The sequence below is a fragment of the Streptomyces sp. NPDC005761 genome (assembly GCF_040630635.1).
In the GTDB taxonomy this organism is placed as follows: Bacteria; Actinomycetota; Actinomycetes; order Streptomycetales; family Streptomycetaceae; genus Streptomyces.
In genome coordinates this window covers 131,099-147,537 of sequence record NZ_JBEXXX010000018.1, presented here as the reverse complement: position 1 = coordinate 147,537, position 16,439 = coordinate 131,099, and the positions used below count along the sequence as shown (strand labels likewise).

The following is a 16,439-nucleotide window of genomic DNA, read 5'->3' as shown; positions in this document are numbered from 1 at the left end:
GCCGCGCCTCGACACCGGCCGGGAAGCGGCCCTGTGTGATGCGGTAGGGCCACTCCTGCTCCTCGGTCAGCCCGGCGGGCGGGTTGGCCATGGGTGCTGGCCGTGACCCCGGCCGCGGAGCCCTCGGCGGCGCGGGACGCGCGCGCGGTGCTGGCGCGGGCTTCGGACGGCGGCGAGCCGTTCGCGGTGTCGGTGGTACGGGACACGGCGGGCTCGGTCGCACAGCGGCTCCTGGCATCGATCGTGTCGGTCTCGGCGTCGATCGCGGAGCGCGCGCTGGCGACACCGGCCGATATCGATCTGGCCGTGACGACCGGTCTCGGCTACCCGGTGGGCCCGCTGGCGTGGGGAGACCGCATCGGCGCGGACCGGATGCTGGAACTGCACCGGGCGCTGCACGCCACGACGGGGGACCCGCGCCACCGCCCGACCCGCTGGGTCACCGAACGCGCGGCCCTGGGCCTGGCGCTGACGAATCCGGGCACCTCGCCGGCGGACTGCCTGGACGGCGGGGACGGAGGAGACGGAGACGGCAAGGAGGACGGCAGCACGGTGTGAACGGCCGGCCGGGGCCTGCCGGGCCCCGCTCGGCCCGCGAGCTGGTCAGGCGTCGCCCCGGGTGGGCGGGGTGATGACCGATTCGTACAAGACCTGGCGGCGGGATCCGGCCTACGGTCGTTTCATGACTCCACGACTCGACACGATCTCCATCACCACCGCGGATCTGACCGCATCGCTCGCCTTCTACCGCCGGCTGGGCCTGGACATCCCCGCAGACGCGGACTCCGCACCCCATGTCGAAGTGACGTTCCCGGGCGGGCAACGACTGATGTGGGACACCGAGGACGTCGTCCGCTCCTTCGACCCGGAGTGGGTCGCGGCGAACGGCGGGGAACGACTCGGGCTCGCCTTCCTCTGTGACAGCCCCACGGAGGTCGACGCCGTCTTCGACGATCTGACCCGTGCCGGATACGAGGGCCATCTGAAGCCGTGGGACGCGGAGTGGGGGCAGCGGTACGCGGTCGTCCTCGACCCGGACGGCTGCGCGGTGTCGTTGTTCGCCCCGGCAGCCTCCTGAGGCGACGCGGGGCACTGGCTGTGACGAGCAGGACCGGACGCCGGACCGGAGCAGCTCCGGGCGGTCGTCGACGTCGGCGTGCGGGCGCTCTCGCAGACGTCGGGCGTGCCCTGAGGGCTGTCCCGCACTTCCTGGTGGATCAGCGCCCGGCGTCGGATGCGGCGCATCGCAAGGCGGAGAGGCACCCGCATACGGGACGTATTGGGGCGTTTCGACAAAGCGGCGGGGTGCCGTAACTGCCGTCGTGCGCCCGCCAGGAATCGCGGGACAGCCCTCAGGAGACGCTGAAGTACTCGGTCAGAGTCGTGCCGCCCAGTTCGCGCATCTCTCTCGCGAAGTGAGCCTGGTCGGCGCAGCGCGCCAGGAGCGCGGCCTCGGCGTACGGCTTTCCGGACCGTACGAGTGCCAGCGCCCGTTGCAGCCGCAGGACCCGGGCGAGCGTCTTGGGGCCGTATCCGAAGGCGGCCAGCGAGCGGCGGTGCAGCTGACGGGTGCCGAGACCGACCGTCCGCGCCGCCTGCGCGACGGTGTGGCCGCTGTCCAGTTGCGCTGCGACCAACCGCATCGCCGGGTCCGGCGGCGCGGTGTCCGCCGCCCGGCGCACGGCGATGTCCTCCAGCGCGGCAGCCGGATCGGCGGCGTCGGCGACCCGCCCGGTGAGCTCCCGGACCGTCGCCGTGGGCCACAGATCAGCCAGGGCGATGCGGCGGTCCCGCAGTTCGTACGCCGGCACGCCCAGCAGGGAGGGCGCCGTGCCGGGGGCGAAGCGGATGCCCGCGTAGCTGCCGCCGTCCGATCCGGTCGGGGCTTCCGCATGGGTGTCGGGACCCGCGACGAGGAGCCGGCCACCGATCCACAGCAGGTCCATGCAGCCGTCGGGCAGCACCGGATGAACCGATCCCCGTGGCACGGTCAGCGTCCAGACCTTCGCACCGTCCACCCGCGACGCGCGCTCTTCGTACCTGTCGCCCATGCCACTAGTGTCGTCCACTGACGAGGACGGGCGGAATCGGCATCCCGGGGGCGGCCATGGCGGCACTGATGGAGTTCACCACCGACAGCGGCGAGACGGTGACGGTCGAGGTCGACCGGCACGCGCCGGGTGCGCAGCTGGTCGCGCGCGACGGCAATGCGCTGGCCCGGGCGGAGCGCACCTTCGACGAGGCACTCCAGGGCATCCGGTCGGCGGCCGAGTCCGCGCTCGCGGTGTTCCGGGACGGCACCCTGAGACCGGACGGGGTGGAGCTCGAATTCGGTGTGAAGATCACCGCCGAGGCCGGGGCGGTGATCGCGAAGAGCGCGCTGGAGGGCCATCTGACGGTCAAGCTGTCGTGGTCGCCGGGCTCGTCGGCCGAGGCGCCCGTGCCCGCACCGCCCGCGGACTGACGGCTGCCGTCGTCCCGCCGCTCACTCGCCCTGCGGCTGCGGCTTGTCCGTCTCCTTCTCGCGGCTCGGCTGCAGCCGGGACTTCACGTCGTCCGGCGGCAGGAACCGCGACCAGCGTTCCGGGAACTCGGACGGCATGTACGGGCTGTCGCCGTCGTCCCCTTCCCCGTCGTCGTACTGGCCGCCGTACCGGCTCTCCGCCTGGGTACGGGCCACGAACTCGGCCGCCTGGGCGGCGCGCACCCGGTCGTTGGCGGCGCGGGCCGCGGCCGTCGCCACCGACGGCCACACCCGGTCGATGGCCGCGTTGACCGCGGCGCCCACCAGCACCGCGAACGCGGAGATGCCGATCCACAGCAGTACCGCGATCGGGGCGGCCAGGGACCCGTAGATCGTGGGCCCCTCGACCGTACTGGTGAGGTAGATCCGCAGCAGGAAACTGCCGACCACCCACATCGCCAGCGCCATCAGAGCGCCCGGCATGTCCTCGATCCACGGTGAGCGGACCGGGACGGACACGTGGTAGAGCGTGGTCAGGAAGGCGATGGACAGCAGTATCACCAGCGGCCAGTACAGGACGCTTATGACCTCGGTGCCCCAGGGGATGAACTCCACGACCCGGTCGGGGCCGACCACCAGCAGAGGCAGCACGACCGCGCCCAGCAGCAGCGCCACCACGTACAGCAGGAAGGCGAGCATCCGGGTCCTGACGATGCCGCGCTGGCCGTCCAGCCCGTACATGACGGTGATCGTGTCGATGAAGACGTTGACCGCTCGCGATCCGGACCAGAGCGCGATCGCGAAGCCGATCGAGATGACGTCGGGCCTGGCCCCGGTGGTCACGTCCGCCAGGAGCGGTTTGGCGAAGTCGTTGACGCCGCGCTCGGAGAGCACCGTATGGGCGGCGCTGAGGATGTTGCGCTCGATCGAGGCGACCGTCGCGGTGCTGGTCCACTCGTCGACGTACCCGAGCAGGCCGATCAGTCCGAGGAGCAGCGGAGGCAGGGACAGCAGGGTGAAGAACGCCGCCTCGGCGGCGAGTCCCAGAATGCGGTACTCCATGCACGAGTTGACGGTGTCCTTCAGCAACTGCCAGGCCAGTTGGCGCTTGGACACGTTGCGATAGAGCACTCTGGCCCGGTGGAGCCGGCCCGGTGGCCGCTCGGGTGTTTCATTTGCTGCCTGCACGTCCTTACCGTATCGGCATGGCAGCCACCACCCACACAGTGTCCAACCAGGCCCCTCCCCTCCTCGGCTACGACGTCTTCGGTGCGGACCGGGTACTCACCGAAGCCGTGGAACGGCACCTTCCGGGGGCCGAGCTCGACGATGCCCGGGCCGGGCTCGCCGAGCTCGGCCGGTCCGCCGGATCCGCCCAGGCCGCGGAGTGGGGGGCACAGGCCAACGAGAACCCGCCGCGGCTGCGCACCCACGACCGCTACGGGAACCGGGTCGACGAGGTGGAGTTCCACCCGGCCTGGCACAGGCTGCTCGGGCATGCCGTCACGGCCGGTCTCACCGATGCCTGGGACCGGCCCGGCGGGCATGTGCGCCGGACCGCCGGGTTCCTGGTGTGGACGCAGGCGGAGGCGGGCCACGGCTGCCCGCTCTCCATGACGCACGCGGCGGTGCCCGCCCTGCGGACCGATCCCGCGGTGGCCGCCGAGTGGGAGCCGCTGCTGACCTCCCGGGTCTACGAGGAGGAGCTGCGGCCGGCCGGGCAGAAGACCGGGGCACTCCTCGGGATGGGCATGACGGAGAAGCAGGGCGGAACGGACGTGCGGTCCAACACGACGCGCGCCGAGCCGCTGGCGGGTGAGGGCGAGTATCTGCTCACCGGGCACAAGTGGTTCTGCTCGGCGCCGATGTCCGACGGTTTCCTGGTGCTGGCGCAGGCCCCCGGCGGACTGACGTGTTTCCTGCTGCCCCGCGTGCTGCCCGACGGCACCCGCAACGTGTTCGCGATCCAGCGGCTCAAGGACAAGCTGGGCAACAGGTCCAACGCCTCGGCCGAGGTCGAGTTCGACGGTACGTGGGTGCGCCGGATCGGTGAGGAGGGGCGCGGGGTGCGCACCATCATCGACATGGTGGCGGCGACCCGGCTGGACTGTGTGACCGGTTCGGCGGCGCTGATGCGGCAGGCGGTGGCTCAGGCGGTCCACCACAGCACCTACCGCAGCGCCTTCGGCGGAGTGCTGGTCGACAAGCCGCTGATGCGCAACGTACTGGCCGATCTGGCGCTGGAGTCGGAGGCCGCGACGGTACTGGCGATGCGGCTGGCGGCCGCGTACGACGCCGGGAGCGAGGACGAGTCGGCGTTCCTGCGCATCGCGGTGCCCACCGCGAAGTACTGGGTGACGAAGCGGTGCACCCCGCTGGTGGCCGAGGCGCTGGAGTGCCTGGGCGGCAACGGCTACGTGGAGGAGTCCGGGATGCCCCGGCTGCTGCGTGAGGCGCCCCTCAACTCGATCTGGGAGGGTTCGGGGAACGTGCAGGCACTGGATGTACTGCGCGCCCTGCAGCGCGAGCCGATGGCACTGAACGCGTTCCTCCAGGAGGTCGGGCGGGCACGGGGCGCCGACCACCGGCTCGACCGGGCGATCAAGGACCTGCTCACCGAGTTGGCCGATCTGCAGGGCATCGAGGCGCGGGCCCGTCGGCTCGTGGAGCGGATGGCACTGGTGCTCCAGGGTTCGCTGCTGGTGCGCTGGGCCCCGCCGGAGGTCGCCGACGCCTTCTGCGCGTCGCGCCTGGGCGGTGACCGGGGTTCGGCGTTCGGAACGCTGCCGCACACCCTGGACCTGGCATCGGTGGTGGAACGGGCCCGGCCCGTGGAGCGCTGAGCCGGGGCAGCAACAGGGGGTGGTGCTGCGCCGACACGGCACCACCCCCCATGCTGTACACGCCGGACTTCGGAGCCGAAACCCCGCCGTGCGGTGTACCGCCACTCTTGTACGGCCGGGAGGCTGTCGCCAGAGTTGCAGAGGGTTGCAACCATTGTGTGGAGTTGCGACACCCGGGCCCCCGAAGCGGCAGGATGGGTCCCGTGGTGCTTGGCACGGTCCTGGTACTGACACCGGCACCGGCACATAGGGGGAGTCCGACATGGAGGCAAGTCCTGTCGAGGTGATGCGGCCGGCGGCCCAGGAGTCCGGCAGGTCCACGCGCCTGCTCCACCGCGCGCGGGAAGCACGGATGACGGGACAGAAGATGCCGGTCCGGCCGAGGCCCGAGATCGGGGCCTCGTGGGACCGGGTCCTGCGCAGCGGTATCGATCCGGAGCAGTCCACCGAGAGCGTTCTGCTGGAGCTGGAGGAGGTCGAGCACCGGCGCCGGAGTTCCACGCTGGGCGAGGTGATGCCGCTGCTCAGTGACGGTCTGGTGAGCATCGCGGACGCCTCGCAGCAGATCATGGTGGTGACCGACGTGGAGGGCCGGGTGCTGTGGCGCCAGGGCAACACGGGGATCCTGCGCCGGGCCGACGACATCTGTCTGGCCGAGGGCGCCGCCTGGTCGGAGGAGATCACCGGCACCAACGCGATCGGTACCGCGCTCGCCTCGCGCGCCCCGGTGCAGGTCCACTCCGCGGAGCACTTCGTCCGGAGTCTGCACGGGTGGACGTGCGCGGCGGCACCGGTGCGCGATCCGCGCGACGGCCGGCTGATGGGGATCGTCGACATCAGCGGCCCGGCGAACACCTTCCATCCCACGACGCTCGCCCTGGTCGGTTCGGTGGCCCGGCTGGCCGAGAGCGAGGTCAGGACCCGGCACCTCCAGTCGATCGACCGGCTGCGTTCGGTGGCGGCGCCGATGCTGTGCCGGCTGGGGGGCCGGGCGATGGCGGTGGACGGCAACGGCTGGCTGGCCGCGGTCACCGGAATGCCGCCCGTGGACCGGCTGCCGCTGCCGAAGTCCGTGCAGCCGGGCCGGGTGTGGCTGCCCTCGCTCGGGATGTGCCGGGTGGAGCCGCTGCCGGGCGGCTGGCTCGTACAGGTGGCGGACGGCGCGATGGACAGCCCGCCGCGCCGGGTCGTGCTGGATCTGAGCGTGCCGGGCGGCCTCGCGGTGAATGTCGTGAGCCCGGTGGGCACGTGGACGCAGCGGCTGTCACCGCGCCACGCCGAGTTGCTGTACGCGCTGGCCCTGCGCCCCGAGGGACGTACGGCATCCGAGCTCGCGGAGGACATCTTCGGCGATCCGACCAGGACCGTGACGGTGCGGGCCGAGATCTCGCGGCTGCGGCGCCATCTCGCGGAGGTCCTGGCGCACCGCCCGTACCGCTTCCGCGAAGGCGTCGAGGTGGAGGTGATCGGCCCGGAGCACCCGGGTGATCTGCTGCCGCGGTCGAAGGCGCCGGTGGTGGTGGCGGCCCGCAGCGCCGCGCCCTGAGCCCTGATCCCGCAGGTCCGGGGCGACTGCTCACGGGGACCGGCTTGGGATGGGGAGGCGCGGCATGGTTCTCTGGCAGTCATGAGCACCCCCGAGCGCCCCTCCGATCCCGCCCTCGCCGAGGTGACCGTCTGGTCCCTGGAGCAGACCTCCCCCGGCGATCTGCAGCCCTCGGCCGTGCCGGGGCCGGATGTGCGGATCCTCCGGTCCGAGGTGCCGCTGCCCGAGTTCAGCCGGTTCCTCTACACGGCGGTCGGCGGCGACATCGGGTGGACGGACCGGCTGCCGATGACGTACGCGCAGTGGCAGGAGGTGCTGGACCGGCCGGGCGCGGAGACGTGGGTGGCGTACGTGAACGGGACGCCGGCCGGGTACGTGGAGCTGGACCCGCAGGACGACGGCGTGGTCGAGATCATGTACTTCGGTCTCCTTCCGGCCTTCCGGGGACGCCGGATCGGCGGTCATCTGCTGTCGTACGGGGCCGCCCGCGCCTGGGACCTGGCGGAGCGGTGGGCCGGGCGGCCCGCGACGAAGCGGGTGTGGGTGCACACCTGCTCCAAGGACGGGCCGCACGCGATGGGCAACTACCTGCGCCGCGGCTTCCGGCTGTTCGACACCCGGACGGAGCTGGAGCCCGAAGTGGCCACCCCGGGGCCGTGGCCGGAATCCGGCCGGATACCGCTTCCGTAGCACCCGGTAGGAAATCCCTGCAAGAAATGCACGCTGTTGTCCGGTTTTCCGGCCGACAGGCGCCCGCCACAGGCGTGACGGGCGCCACATCGTCTCACCTGTCGGGACAGTCTCGTCCACATCATGGATAGTGGTGGACTGCCCCGAGACCCGCGTGACACGCTTCCGTCATGCCTGGAACTGGAATTGCCTTGGTGAGTCGACGCCACGTCGACCTCGGCCGCATGTCCAGCGCCATCTGTCCGGCGAGCTGAGAGTCCCAGCACCGCCGCGATCCACCTTTCTCTGCAAACCCTGCGCACCGCCGCGCCTCGACGCGAGTGTGCAGTTCAGAGCCGCCCTCCTGCAGTCCCGAAGGACGTACTGTCATGGCCGCTACCCCGGAACAGCCCGCGCCCGCCGCGCCCCGCCGCAAAGCGGGGCGCCACCGTGGCGAAGGTCAGTGGGCCCTGGGGCACTACACCCCGCTGAACGGCAATGAGCAGTTCAAGAAGGACGACGACAGTCTCAATGTGCGGACACGCATTGAGACGATCTACTCCAAGCGCGGGTTCGACTCGATCGACCCCAACGACCTTCGCGGCCGCATGCGCTGGTGGGGCCTGTACACACAGCGGCGTGCCGGGATCGACGGCGGCAAGACGGCGGTCCTGGAGCCCGAGGAGCTCGAGGACAAGTACTTCATGATGCGGGTCCGCATCGACGGCGGAAGGCTGACCACCGCTCAGCTGCGCGTCATCGGCGAGATCTCCGAGGAGTACGCCCGCGGCAGCGCGGACATCACCGACCGGCAGAACGTCCAGATGCACTGGATCCGCATCGAGGACGTCCCGGCGATCTGGGAGAAGCTGGAGGCCGTCGGCCTCTCCACGACCGAGGCGTGCGGCGACTGCCCGCGTACGATGATCGGCTCCCCGGTGGCCGGAATCGCCGCCGACGAGATCCTCGACGGCACCGCTGCCCTGGACGAGATCCACGAGCGCTACATCGGCAGCCCGGAGTTCTCCAACCTGCCGCGCAAGTTCAAGACCGCCATCTCCGGCTCCCCGGTGCAGGACGTGGTGCACGAGATCAACGACATCGCGTTCGTCGGTGTCGAGCACCCCGAGCACGGCCCCGGTTTCGACCTCTGGGTCGGCGGCGGCCTCTCCACCAATCCCCGGCTGGCCGAACGCCTGGGCGCCTGGGTGCCGCTGGACGAGGTGGCCGACGTCTGGGCCGGTGTCGTGGGGATCTTCCGCGACTACGGATACCGCCGGCTGCGCAACCGCGCCCGGCTGAAGTTCCTGGTCGCCGACTGGGGTGTCGCCAAGTTCCGCCAGGTGCTGGAGGACGAGTACCTCGAGCGCCCGATGCTGGACGGCCCCGCGCCCGCGGAGCCCAGCAGCCGCTGGCGCGACCACATCGGCGTCCACGCCCAGCAGGACGGCCGCTTCTACGTCGGCTTCGCACCCCGCGTCGGGCGCGTGGACGGCTCCACCCTCGCCAAGATCGCGGACCTCGCGGAGGCGCACGGCTCCGGCCGGGTGCGCACGACCGTCGAGCAGAAGATGATCATTCTCGACGTGGAGCAGGACCGGGTCGAGTCGCTGTCCGCCGGTCTCGAAGCGCTCGGCTTCCAGGTGAAGCCCTCCACGTTCCGCCGCGGCACGATGGCCTGCACCGGCATCGAGTACTGCAAGCTGGCGATCGTCGAGACCAAGGCGCGCGGCGCCGCGCTCATCGACGAACTCGAGCGCCGCCTCCCGGAGTTCGACGAGCCGCTCACCATCAACATCAACGGCTGCCCCAACGCCTGCGCCCGCATCCAGACCGCGGACATCGGCCTCAAGGGCCAGCTCATGCTGGACGACGAGGGCAACCAGGTGGAGGGCTACCAGGTACACCTGGGCGGCGCGCTCGGCCTGGAGGCCGGTTTCGGCCGCAAGGTGCGCGGCCTGAAGGTCACGTCGGCCGAACTGCCCGACTACGTCGAGCGGGTGCTCGGCAACTTCCAGAAGGAGCGCGAGGACGACGAGCGCTTCGCCACCTGGGCGGCCCGGGCCAGTGCGGAGTCGCTGTCATGAGCGGGCGCGCGGCACCGTTCCACTGCCCCTACTGCGGCGACGAGGACCTGCGCCCGCACGAGACGGGGCACGGGTCCTGGGAATGCGCCTCCTGCAACCGGGCGTTCCAGCTGAAGTTCCTGGGCCTGCTGGCTCGGGGGCTGGAGCGCAACAACGGTGAAGGGGACGGGATATGACGGACACTCTGCAGACCGAGAAGCTTTCCGCGGCCGAACTCAGGGAGCTGGCCGAGCGTGCGGGCCGGGACCTGGAGAACGCTTCCGCCCTCGAGATCCTCCAGTGGGCCACCAGCACCTTCGGCAAGCGGTTCTGCGTGACGTCGTCGATGGAGGACGCGGTCGTCGCGCACCTCGCCTCCCGGGCGCTGCCCGGCGTGGACGTGGTCTTCCTCGACACGGGCTATCACTTCCCCGAGACGATCGGCACCCGTGACGCGGTGGAGGCGGTGATGGACGTCAACGTCATCACGCTGACCCCGCGGCAGACCGTGGCCGAGCAGGACGCCGAGTACGGGCCGAAGCTGCACGACCGCGACCCGGACCTCTGCTGCAAGCTGCGCAAGGTCAAGCCCCTGGAAGAGGGCCTGACCTCGTACACGGCCTGGGCGACCGGGCTGCGCCGCGACGAGTCCCCCACCCGGGCGAACACCCCGGTGGTCGGCTGGGACGAGAAGCGGCAGAAGGTCAAGGTCTCGCCGATCGCCCGCTGGACCCAGGACGACGTCGACGCGTACGTCGCCGAGCACGGGGTGCTCACCAACCCGCTGCTGATGGACGGTTACGCCTCCGTGGGCTGCGCCCCCTGCACCCGGCAGGTGCTCGAGGGCGAGGACGCGCGGGCCGGACGCTGGGCCGGGCGCGGCAAGACCGAATGCGGGCTGCACGACTGATGACGACTGATCAGGAGACTTCGATGAGCGTGACGGAGACGGGAGCCACCGTCTGGCTGACCGGTCTGCCGAGCGCGGGCAAGACCACCATCGCGTACGAACTCGCCGGGCGGCTGCGCGGCGAGGGCCACCGGGTGGAGGTGCTCGACGGGGACGAGATCCGCGAGTTCCTCTCAGCGGGCCTCGGCTTCACCCGCGAGGACCGGCACACCAACGTCCAGCGGATCGGCTTCGTCGCCGAACTCCTGGCGGCCAACGGCGTGAAGGTGCTGGTCCCGGTCATCGCGCCGTACGCGGACAGCCGTGACGCGGTCCGCAAGCGGCACATGTCCGAGGGCACCGCGTACCTGGAGGTGCATGTCGCCACTCCGGTCGAGGTCTGCTCGGTACGCGATGTGAAGGGGCTGTACGCCAAGCAGGCGGCGGGCGAGATCAGCGGGCTGACCGGGGTGGACGACCCCTACGAGGCGCCCGAGTCGCCCGATCTGCGGATCGAGTCGCACCAGCAGACCGTGCAGGAGTCCGCGGCGGAGCTGTACGCGCTGCTGAGCGAGAGGGGTGCAGCGTGACGACCGTCGCGACTGTGTCGGAAGGCACCGCCAATCCGTACGCACTCAGCCACCTGGACTCCCTGGAGTCCGAGGCCGTGCACATCTTCCGCGAGGTGGCGGGAGAGTTCGAGCGGCCGGTGATCCTCTTCTCCGGTGGCAAGGACTCGATCCTGATGCTGCATCTGGCGCTCAAGGCGTTCGCGCCCGCGCCGGTGCCGTTCACGCTGCTGCACGTGGACACCGGGCACAACTTCCCCGAGGTCCTGGAGTACCGCGACCGCACGGTCGCCGAGCACGGACTGCGCCTGCATGTCGCCTCCGTCCAGGAGTACATCGACGCGGGAAAGCTCCGCGAGCGCCCCGACGGCACCCGCAACCCGCTGCAGACCGTGCCGCTGACCGAGGCGATCCAGCAGCACCGCTTCGACGCCGTGTTCGGCGGCGGCCGGCGCGACGAGGAGAAGGCGCGCGCCAAGGAGCGGGTCTTCTCGCTGCGCGACGAGTTCTCCCAGTGGGACCCGCGCCGCCAGCGCCCCGAGCTGTGGCAGCTCTACAACGGCCGGCACGCCGCCGGTGAGCACGTCCGGGTGTTCCCGATCTCCAACTGGACCGAGCTCGACGTGTGGCAGTACATCGAGCGCGAGGGCATCGAGCTCCCGCAGATCTACTTCGCCCATGAGCGCGAGGTCTTCAACCGTTCCGGCATGTGGCTGACCGCGGGCGACTGGGGCGGCCCCAAGGAGCACGAAAAGGTCGAGACCCGTCAGGTGCGCTACCGCACGGTCGGCGACATGTCCTGCACCGGTGCCGTCGACTCCGACGCCACCACGCTGGACGCCGTGATCACCGAGATCGCCGCCTCCCGGCTCACCGAGCGGGGCGCGACCCGCGCCGACGACAAGATGTCCGAGGCCGCGATGGAAGACCGTAAGCGCGAGGGGTACTTCTAAAATGACCACACCTACCCAGCTGGCCGAGCAGTTGTCGACCACCACCCTGCTGCGGTTCGCCACCGCGGGGTCCGTCGACGACGGCAAGTCCACCCTCGTGGGACGGCTGCTGCACGACTCCAAGTCGGTCCTCACCGACCAGCTGGAGGCGGTCGAGGACGCGTCCCGCAAGCGCGGCCAGGAGGCGCCGGACCTGGCGCTGCTGACCGACGGACTGCGGGCCGAGCGCGAGCAGGGCATCACCATCGATGTCGCCTACCGCTACTTCGCCACCACCCGGCGCCGGTTCATCCTCGCCGACACCCCGGGCCATGTGCAGTACACCCGCAACATGGTCACGGGCGCCTCCACTGCCGAGCTGGCCGTGGTCCTGGTCGACGCCCGCAACGGCGTCGTGGAGCAGACGCGCCGGCACGCCGCCGTCGCGGCCCTGCTCCGCGTCCCGCACGTGGTACTGGCCGTGAACAAGATGGACCTGGTCGACTACGCGGAGCCGGTGTTCGCCGCCATCGCGGAGGAGTTCACCGCCTACGCGGCCTCCCTCGGTGTCCCCGAGATCACCACGATCCCGATCTCCGCTCTGGCCGGGGACAACGTCGTGGAACCCTCGGCGAACATGGACTGGTACGGCGGCCCCACCGTCCTGGAACACCTGGAGACGGTCCCGGTCAGCCACGACCTCACCGCCTGCCACGCCCGCTTCCCCGTCCAGTACGTGATCCGCCCGCAGACCGCCGAGCACCCGGACTACCGCGGCTACGCCGGCCAGATCGCGGCCGGTGTGTTCCGGGTCGGCGAGCCCGTCACCGTACTGCCCTCCGGCCGTACGTCCACGATCGCCGGGATCGATCTGCTCGGCGACAGCGTGGACATCGCCTGGGCCCCCCAGTCGGTCACCCTGCGCCTTACCGACGACATCGACGTGTCGCGCGGCGATCTCATCGCGCCGGCGAACGACTCGCCCGCGGTCACCCAGGACGTCGAGGCGACCGTCTGCCACGTGGCGGACCAGCCGCTCACCGTGGGCCAGCGGGTGCTGATCAAGCACACCACCCGCACCGTCAAGGCGATCGTCAAGGACATCCCCTCCCGGCTGACCCTGGACGACCTCTCGCAGCACCCGGCCCCCGGCAAGCTCGTCGCCAACGACATCGGCCGGGTCGTGGTCCGTACCGCCGAGCCGCTCGCGCTCGACGCGTACGCGGACTCGCGCCGCACCGGTTCCTTCCTGCTGATCGACCCGGCCGACGGCACCACCCTCTCGGCCGGTATGGCGGGCGCCTCGTTCGCCGCCGTGACGCAGGCCGAGACCCCGTCGGACGACGACGCGGAGTGGGACTTCTGATGAGCACCGACGTCTTCTCGACCTTCGCGAAGGAGGGCGGCCGGGTCGGCAGCGGCGCCCTCGGCAGCGGCCAGGGCGGGGTTGCGCGATGTGCGCGTTGACGTACGCGCACTGCCTGCGCGCCCGGCAGCACCAACCGCACGGCCTGCACCGCCAGTTCAGACGAAGACCTGCCGACTTCCCGGCCCCGCCCCCCGATTTCAGGGGGGCGTGAGCACCGGGCCTCCGAGAGGAAAGACCTTCCGTGTCTGCCCCCCGTACGACGCTTCGCCGCAGCCTTGCCGCTGCCGCCGCCCTGCCGCTGCTCGCCGTGGCGCTCACCGCCTGCGGCTACGGTTCCGAGGCGAAGGACGACGACGCCAAGAAGGCGAACGTCGCCGCCGACGGAAAGAAGCTCTCCGCCGACTCCGTGCGCATCGGGTACTTCCCGAACCTCACCCACGCCACCGCGCTCGTGGGTGACCAGGAGGGCCTGTTCCAGAAGGAACTCGGCGGCACCCAGCTCAAGACCTCGACGTTCAACGCGGGCCCGTCCGAGATCGAGGCGCTGAACGCCGACTCGATCGACATCGGCTTCATCGGCCCCTCGCCGTCCATCAACGGTTACACCAAGTCCAAGGGCAAGAACCTGCGGATCGTGGGCGGTTCGGCCTCCGGCGGCGTGAAGCTGGTCGTCAATCCGGAGAAGATCAAGACCCTGGACGACCTCAAGGGCAAGAAGATCGCCACCCCGCAGCTCGGCAACACCCAGGACGTGGCCTTCCTCAACTGGATCTCCGAGAAGGGCTGGAAGGTCGACGCCCAGAGCGGAAAGGGTGACGTCTCCGTCGTCCGCACCGACAACAAGGTGACTCCGGGCGCTTACAAGTCCGGTTCCATCGACGGCGCCTGGGTTCCCGAGCCGACCGCCTCCAAGCTGGTCGCCGAAGGTGCCAAGGAACTGCTGAACGAGTCGACGCTGTGGCCCGACGACAAGTTCGTGATCACGAACATCATCGTGTCGCAGAAGTTCCTCGAGGAGCACCCGGACGTCGTCGAGGCGGTGCTGCGCGGCTCCGTGCGCACGAACGCGTGGATCAACGCCAACCCCGACAAGGCGAAGGCGTCCGCGAACGCCGCGCTGAAGCAGCTCACCGGCAAGGAACTGCCGGCCGAGATCATCGACCCGGCCTGGAAGTCGATCCAGATCACCGACGACCCGCTGGCCGCCACGCTCGACGCCCAGGCCCGGCACGCGGTGAAGGCGGGTCTGCTGGAGGCGCCCGACCTCAAGGGCATCTACGACCTGAAGCCGCTGAACAAGGTCCTCAAGGCCGCGGGCAAGCCCGAGGTCGCCGACGCCGGTCTCGGCGTCAAGTAACCAGCCGCTCGAAGACCCCAGGAGGTGACGACCATGGCGAACACCCTCACCAAGGCCGAGGACCGTGTCGCGATCGGGCACGCCGCTCGTCTGGCACATGTCTCGAAGTCCTTCACCGGACCCACGGGAGCACAGCTGGTCCTGGACGACATCACGCTCGATGTCGCCCCGGGCGAGTTCGTCACCCTCCTGGGAGCCTCCGGATGCGGCAAGTCGACGCTGCTCAACCTGGTGGCCGGACTGGACCGCCCGACCGGGGGCTCCATCGAGACCCCCGGCGGGCGGCCGGCCCTGATGTTCCAGGAGCACGCCCTGTTCCCGTGGCTGACCGCGGGCAAGAACATCGAACTGGCGCTGCGTCTGCGCGGCGTGCCGAAGGCGGAACGCCGTACGGAGGCGGAGCGGCTGCTGGAGCTGGTACGCCTGAGTGGGGCGTACGGCAAGCGGGTGCATGAACTGTCGGGCGGCATGAGGCAGCGCGTGGCAATGGCCCGCGCGCTCGCGCAGGACAGTCAACTGCTGCTGATGGACGAGCCGTTCGCCGCGCTCGACGCCATCACCCGGGATGTGCTGCACGACGAGCTGACCCGGATCTGGCGCGAGACGAACGTGTCGGTCCTCTTCGTCACCCACAACGTGCGCGAGGCGGTACGCCTTGCCGAGCGTGTGGTGCTGCTGTCCTCCCGCCCCGGCCGGATCGCCCACGAGTGGACGGTCGACATCGAGCATCCGCGCCGTATCGAGGACACCGCCGTGGCGGAACTGTCCGTCGAGATCACCGAACAACTGCGTGGGGAGATCCGCCGTCATGGCCAGCACTGATATCAAGTCGGGCGCACCGGGGTCCGGCGGGATCGGGCCCGACGCGGTGAAGCAGGACGACCTGGCCGGCCTGGAGGCCGGCCTGGACGCACTGGACGCCGTGCAGGTGCACCGCACGCCGGTGCGCGAGGTGCTGCTCCGCAAGGTCCTGCCGCCGCTGCTGGCGGTAGCCCTGGTCGTCGTCGTCTGGCAGCTGCTCGTCTGGGCGCAGGTGACCGAGGACTACAAGCTGCCCTCGCCGTCCGCCGTCTGGGACAGCGTGGGCGACATGTGGCGGCAGGGGACCCTGCTGGAGGTGGTGTGGACCAGCGTCTCGCGCGGTCTCTTCGGCTTCCTGCTGTCGGTCGCCATCGGTACGCCGCTGGGTCTGCTGGTGGCGCGGGTGAAGTTCGTCCGTGCCGCGATCGGCCCGATCCTCTCCGGACTGCAGTCCCTGCCGTCCGTCGCCTGGGTGGCACCGGCGGTGATCTGGCTCGGCCTGAACGACACGATGATGTTCGCGGTCATCCTGCTGGGCGCGGTGCCGTCGATCGCCAACGGCCTGGTGTCCGGCGTCGACCAGGTGCCGCCGCTCTTCCTCCGGGCGGGCCGGACCCTGGGCGCGACCGGGCTGCGAGGCACCTGGTTCATCGTCATGCCGGCCGCCCTGCCGGGATACCTGGCGGGTCTGAAGCAGGGCTGGGCCTTCTCCTGGCGCTCGCTGATGGCCGCCGAGATCATCGCCTCGTCGCCGGAACTGGGGCTGGGACTCGGCCAGCTGCTGGAGAACGGGCGCAACAACGCGGACATGCCGGGGATCTTCCTCGCCATCATCCTGATCCTGTTCGTCGGCATCGCGATCGATCTGCTCATCTTCAGTCCGCTGGAGCGGTGGGTGCTGCGCAGCCGCGGTCTCCTCGTCAAGAACTGAGAA

17 protein-coding genes and 1 pseudogene are annotated in these 16,439 nt (G+C 70.6%); 16 read left to right on the top strand and 2 right to left on the bottom strand.

Features of this window, described 5'->3' with window-relative positions; all coding sequences use genetic code 11:
• Positions 1-93: 93 nt before the first annotated feature.
• A pseudogene (locus ABZ434_RS18950) lies at positions 94-558 on the top strand (3-hydroxyacyl-CoA dehydrogenase family protein); the annotation flags it as partial.
• Between the two features lie 73 nt (positions 559-631).
• The gene (locus ABZ434_RS18945; RefSeq protein WP_359137661.1) at positions 632-1,078 is read left to right on the top strand and encodes a VOC family protein; all 447 of its coding nucleotides are present in this window, start codon (positions 632-634) and stop codon (positions 1,076-1,078) included.
• A gap of 274 nt (positions 1,079-1,352) precedes the next feature.
• On the opposite strand, the gene ABZ434_RS18940 is transcribed toward ABZ434_RS18945, so the two are convergent.
• Entirely contained in the window at positions 1,353-2,051 is a 699-nt protein-coding gene (locus tag ABZ434_RS18940; protein ID WP_359137658.1) for a DUF6597 domain-containing transcriptional factor, read from the bottom strand.
• 56 nt (positions 2,052-2,107) lie between these two features.
• Here ABZ434_RS18940 and ABZ434_RS18935 point away from each other — a divergent pair, with 56 nt between their 5' ends.
• On the top strand, positions 2,108-2,464 hold the full coding sequence (locus ABZ434_RS18935) for a CU044_2847 family protein (RefSeq protein ID WP_359137656.1): 357 nt from the start codon (positions 2,108-2,110) through the stop codon (positions 2,462-2,464).
• A 21-nt stretch (positions 2,465-2,485) separates the two neighbouring features.
• Here the strand turns inward: ABZ434_RS18935 and ABZ434_RS18930 are convergent, their stop codons facing one another.
• Complete coding sequence (locus ABZ434_RS18930) at positions 2,486-3,595, bottom strand: YihY/virulence factor BrkB family protein (RefSeq protein ID WP_359137682.1); 1,110 nt, start codon at positions 3,593-3,595, stop codon at positions 2,486-2,488.
• A 74-nt stretch (positions 3,596-3,669) separates the two neighbouring features.
• Between ABZ434_RS18930 and ABZ434_RS18925 the strand changes: the two genes are divergently transcribed.
• The 13 genes from ABZ434_RS18925 to ABZ434_RS18865 all read left to right on the top strand — a co-directional run bounded on the left by ABZ434_RS18925 (position 3,670) and on the right by ABZ434_RS18865 (position 16,436).
• Positions 3,670-5,307 carry an acyl-CoA dehydrogenase family protein gene (locus tag ABZ434_RS18925; RefSeq protein WP_359137653.1) on the top strand — a complete coding sequence of 546 codons (1,638 nt, stop codon included), beginning with the start codon at positions 3,670-3,672 and terminating at the stop codon, positions 5,305-5,307.
• Positions 5,308-5,569: 262 nt separating this feature from the next.
• Positions 5,570-6,853, top strand: coding sequence for a GAF domain-containing protein (locus tag ABZ434_RS18920; protein WP_359137650.1), 1,284 nt, complete (start codon positions 5,570-5,572; stop codon positions 6,851-6,853).
• A gap of 81 nt (positions 6,854-6,934) precedes the next feature.
• On the top strand, positions 6,935-7,543 hold the full coding sequence (locus tag ABZ434_RS18915) for a GNAT family N-acetyltransferase (protein WP_359137647.1): 609 nt from the start codon (positions 6,935-6,937) through the stop codon (positions 7,541-7,543).
• A 170-nt stretch (positions 7,544-7,713) separates the two neighbouring features.
• On the top strand, positions 7,714-7,797 hold the full coding sequence (locus ABZ434_RS18910; RefSeq protein WP_310739661.1) for a putative leader peptide: 84 nt from the start codon (positions 7,714-7,716) through the stop codon (positions 7,795-7,797).
• A gap of 114 nt (positions 7,798-7,911) precedes the next feature.
• The gene (locus ABZ434_RS18905; protein WP_359137644.1) at positions 7,912-9,609 is read left to right on the top strand and encodes a nitrite/sulfite reductase; all 1,698 of its coding nucleotides are present in this window, start codon (positions 7,912-7,914) and stop codon (positions 9,607-9,609) included.
• Positions 9,606-9,785 carry a hypothetical protein gene (locus tag ABZ434_RS18900; RefSeq protein WP_359137641.1) on the top strand — a complete coding sequence of 60 codons (180 nt, stop codon included), beginning with the start codon at positions 9,606-9,608 and terminating at the stop codon, positions 9,783-9,785. Before ABZ434_RS18905 ends, ABZ434_RS18900 begins: the two co-directional genes overlap by 4 nt.
• Positions 9,782-10,498, top strand: a complete 717-nt coding sequence (locus ABZ434_RS18895) for a phosphoadenylyl-sulfate reductase (protein WP_359137638.1) — start codon at positions 9,782-9,784, stop codon at positions 10,496-10,498. The genes ABZ434_RS18900 and ABZ434_RS18895 overlap by 4 nt, the downstream gene beginning before the upstream one ends.
• Complete coding sequence (gene cysC / locus ABZ434_RS18890; RefSeq protein WP_359137635.1) at positions 10,498-11,067, top strand: adenylyl-sulfate kinase; 570 nt, start codon at positions 10,498-10,500, stop codon at positions 11,065-11,067. The genes ABZ434_RS18895 and cysC overlap by 1 nt, the downstream gene beginning before the upstream one ends.
• On the top strand, positions 11,064-11,999 hold the full coding sequence (gene cysD, locus ABZ434_RS18885; protein ID WP_359137632.1) for a sulfate adenylyltransferase subunit CysD: 936 nt from the start codon (positions 11,064-11,066) through the stop codon (positions 11,997-11,999). The genes cysC and cysD overlap by 4 nt, the downstream gene beginning before the upstream one ends.
• A gap of 1 nt (position 12,000) precedes the next feature.
• On the top strand, positions 12,001-13,344 hold the full coding sequence (locus tag ABZ434_RS18880) for a GTP-binding protein (RefSeq protein ID WP_359137630.1): 1,344 nt from the start codon (positions 12,001-12,003) through the stop codon (positions 13,342-13,344).
• A 244-nt stretch (positions 13,345-13,588) separates the two neighbouring features.
• Complete coding sequence (locus ABZ434_RS18875; RefSeq protein WP_359137627.1) at positions 13,589-14,704, top strand: aliphatic sulfonate ABC transporter substrate-binding protein; 1,116 nt, start codon at positions 13,589-13,591, stop codon at positions 14,702-14,704.
• Positions 14,705-14,737: 33 nt separating this feature from the next.
• Entirely contained in the window at positions 14,738-15,526 is a 789-nt protein-coding gene (locus tag ABZ434_RS18870) for an ABC transporter ATP-binding protein (protein ID WP_359137624.1), read from the top strand.
• Positions 15,513-16,436, top strand: a complete 924-nt coding sequence (locus ABZ434_RS18865) for an ABC transporter permease (protein ID WP_359137621.1) — start codon at positions 15,513-15,515, stop codon at positions 16,434-16,436. The genes ABZ434_RS18870 and ABZ434_RS18865 overlap by 14 nt, the downstream gene beginning before the upstream one ends.
• Positions 16,437-16,439: the final 3 nt, after the last annotated feature.

What these genes read in the sequence shown, in the direction of transcription:
- ABZ434_RS18945 (WP_359137661.1), top strand. Translation starts at nt 632, where the DNA reads ATGACCGATTCGTACAAGACCTGGCGGCGGGATCCGGCCTACGGTCGT.
- ABZ434_RS18940 (WP_359137658.1), bottom strand. Translation starts at nt 2,051, where the DNA reads ATGGGCGACAGGTACGAAGAGCGCGCGTCGCGGGTGGACGGTGCGAAG.
- ABZ434_RS18935 (WP_359137656.1), top strand. Translation starts at nt 2,108, where the DNA reads ATGGCGGCACTGATGGAGTTCACCACCGACAGCGGCGAGACGGTGACG.
- ABZ434_RS18925 (WP_359137653.1), top strand. Translation starts at nt 3,670, where the DNA reads ATGGCAGCCACCACCCACACAGTGTCCAACCAGGCCCCTCCCCTCCTC.
- ABZ434_RS18920 (WP_359137650.1), top strand. Translation starts at nt 5,570, where the DNA reads ATGGAGGCAAGTCCTGTCGAGGTGATGCGGCCGGCGGCCCAGGAGTCC.
- ABZ434_RS18915 (WP_359137647.1), top strand. Translation starts at nt 6,935, where the DNA reads ATGAGCACCCCCGAGCGCCCCTCCGATCCCGCCCTCGCCGAGGTGACC.
- ABZ434_RS18910 (WP_310739661.1), top strand. Translation starts at nt 7,714, where the DNA reads ATGCCTGGAACTGGAATTGCCTTGGTGAGTCGACGCCACGTCGACCTC.
- ABZ434_RS18905 (WP_359137644.1), top strand. Translation starts at nt 7,912, where the DNA reads ATGGCCGCTACCCCGGAACAGCCCGCGCCCGCCGCGCCCCGCCGCAAA.
- ABZ434_RS18900 (WP_359137641.1), top strand. Translation starts at nt 9,606, where the DNA reads ATGAGCGGGCGCGCGGCACCGTTCCACTGCCCCTACTGCGGCGACGAG.
- ABZ434_RS18895 (WP_359137638.1), top strand. Translation starts at nt 9,782, where the DNA reads ATGACGGACACTCTGCAGACCGAGAAGCTTTCCGCGGCCGAACTCAGG.
- cysC (WP_359137635.1), top strand. Translation starts at nt 10,498, where the DNA reads ATGACGACTGATCAGGAGACTTCGATGAGCGTGACGGAGACGGGAGCC.
- ABZ434_RS18880 (WP_359137630.1), top strand. Translation starts at nt 12,001, where the DNA reads ATGACCACACCTACCCAGCTGGCCGAGCAGTTGTCGACCACCACCCTG.
- ABZ434_RS18870 (WP_359137624.1), top strand. Translation starts at nt 14,738, where the DNA reads ATGGCGAACACCCTCACCAAGGCCGAGGACCGTGTCGCGATCGGGCAC.
- ABZ434_RS18865 (WP_359137621.1), top strand. Translation starts at nt 15,513, where the DNA reads ATGGCCAGCACTGATATCAAGTCGGGCGCACCGGGGTCCGGCGGGATC.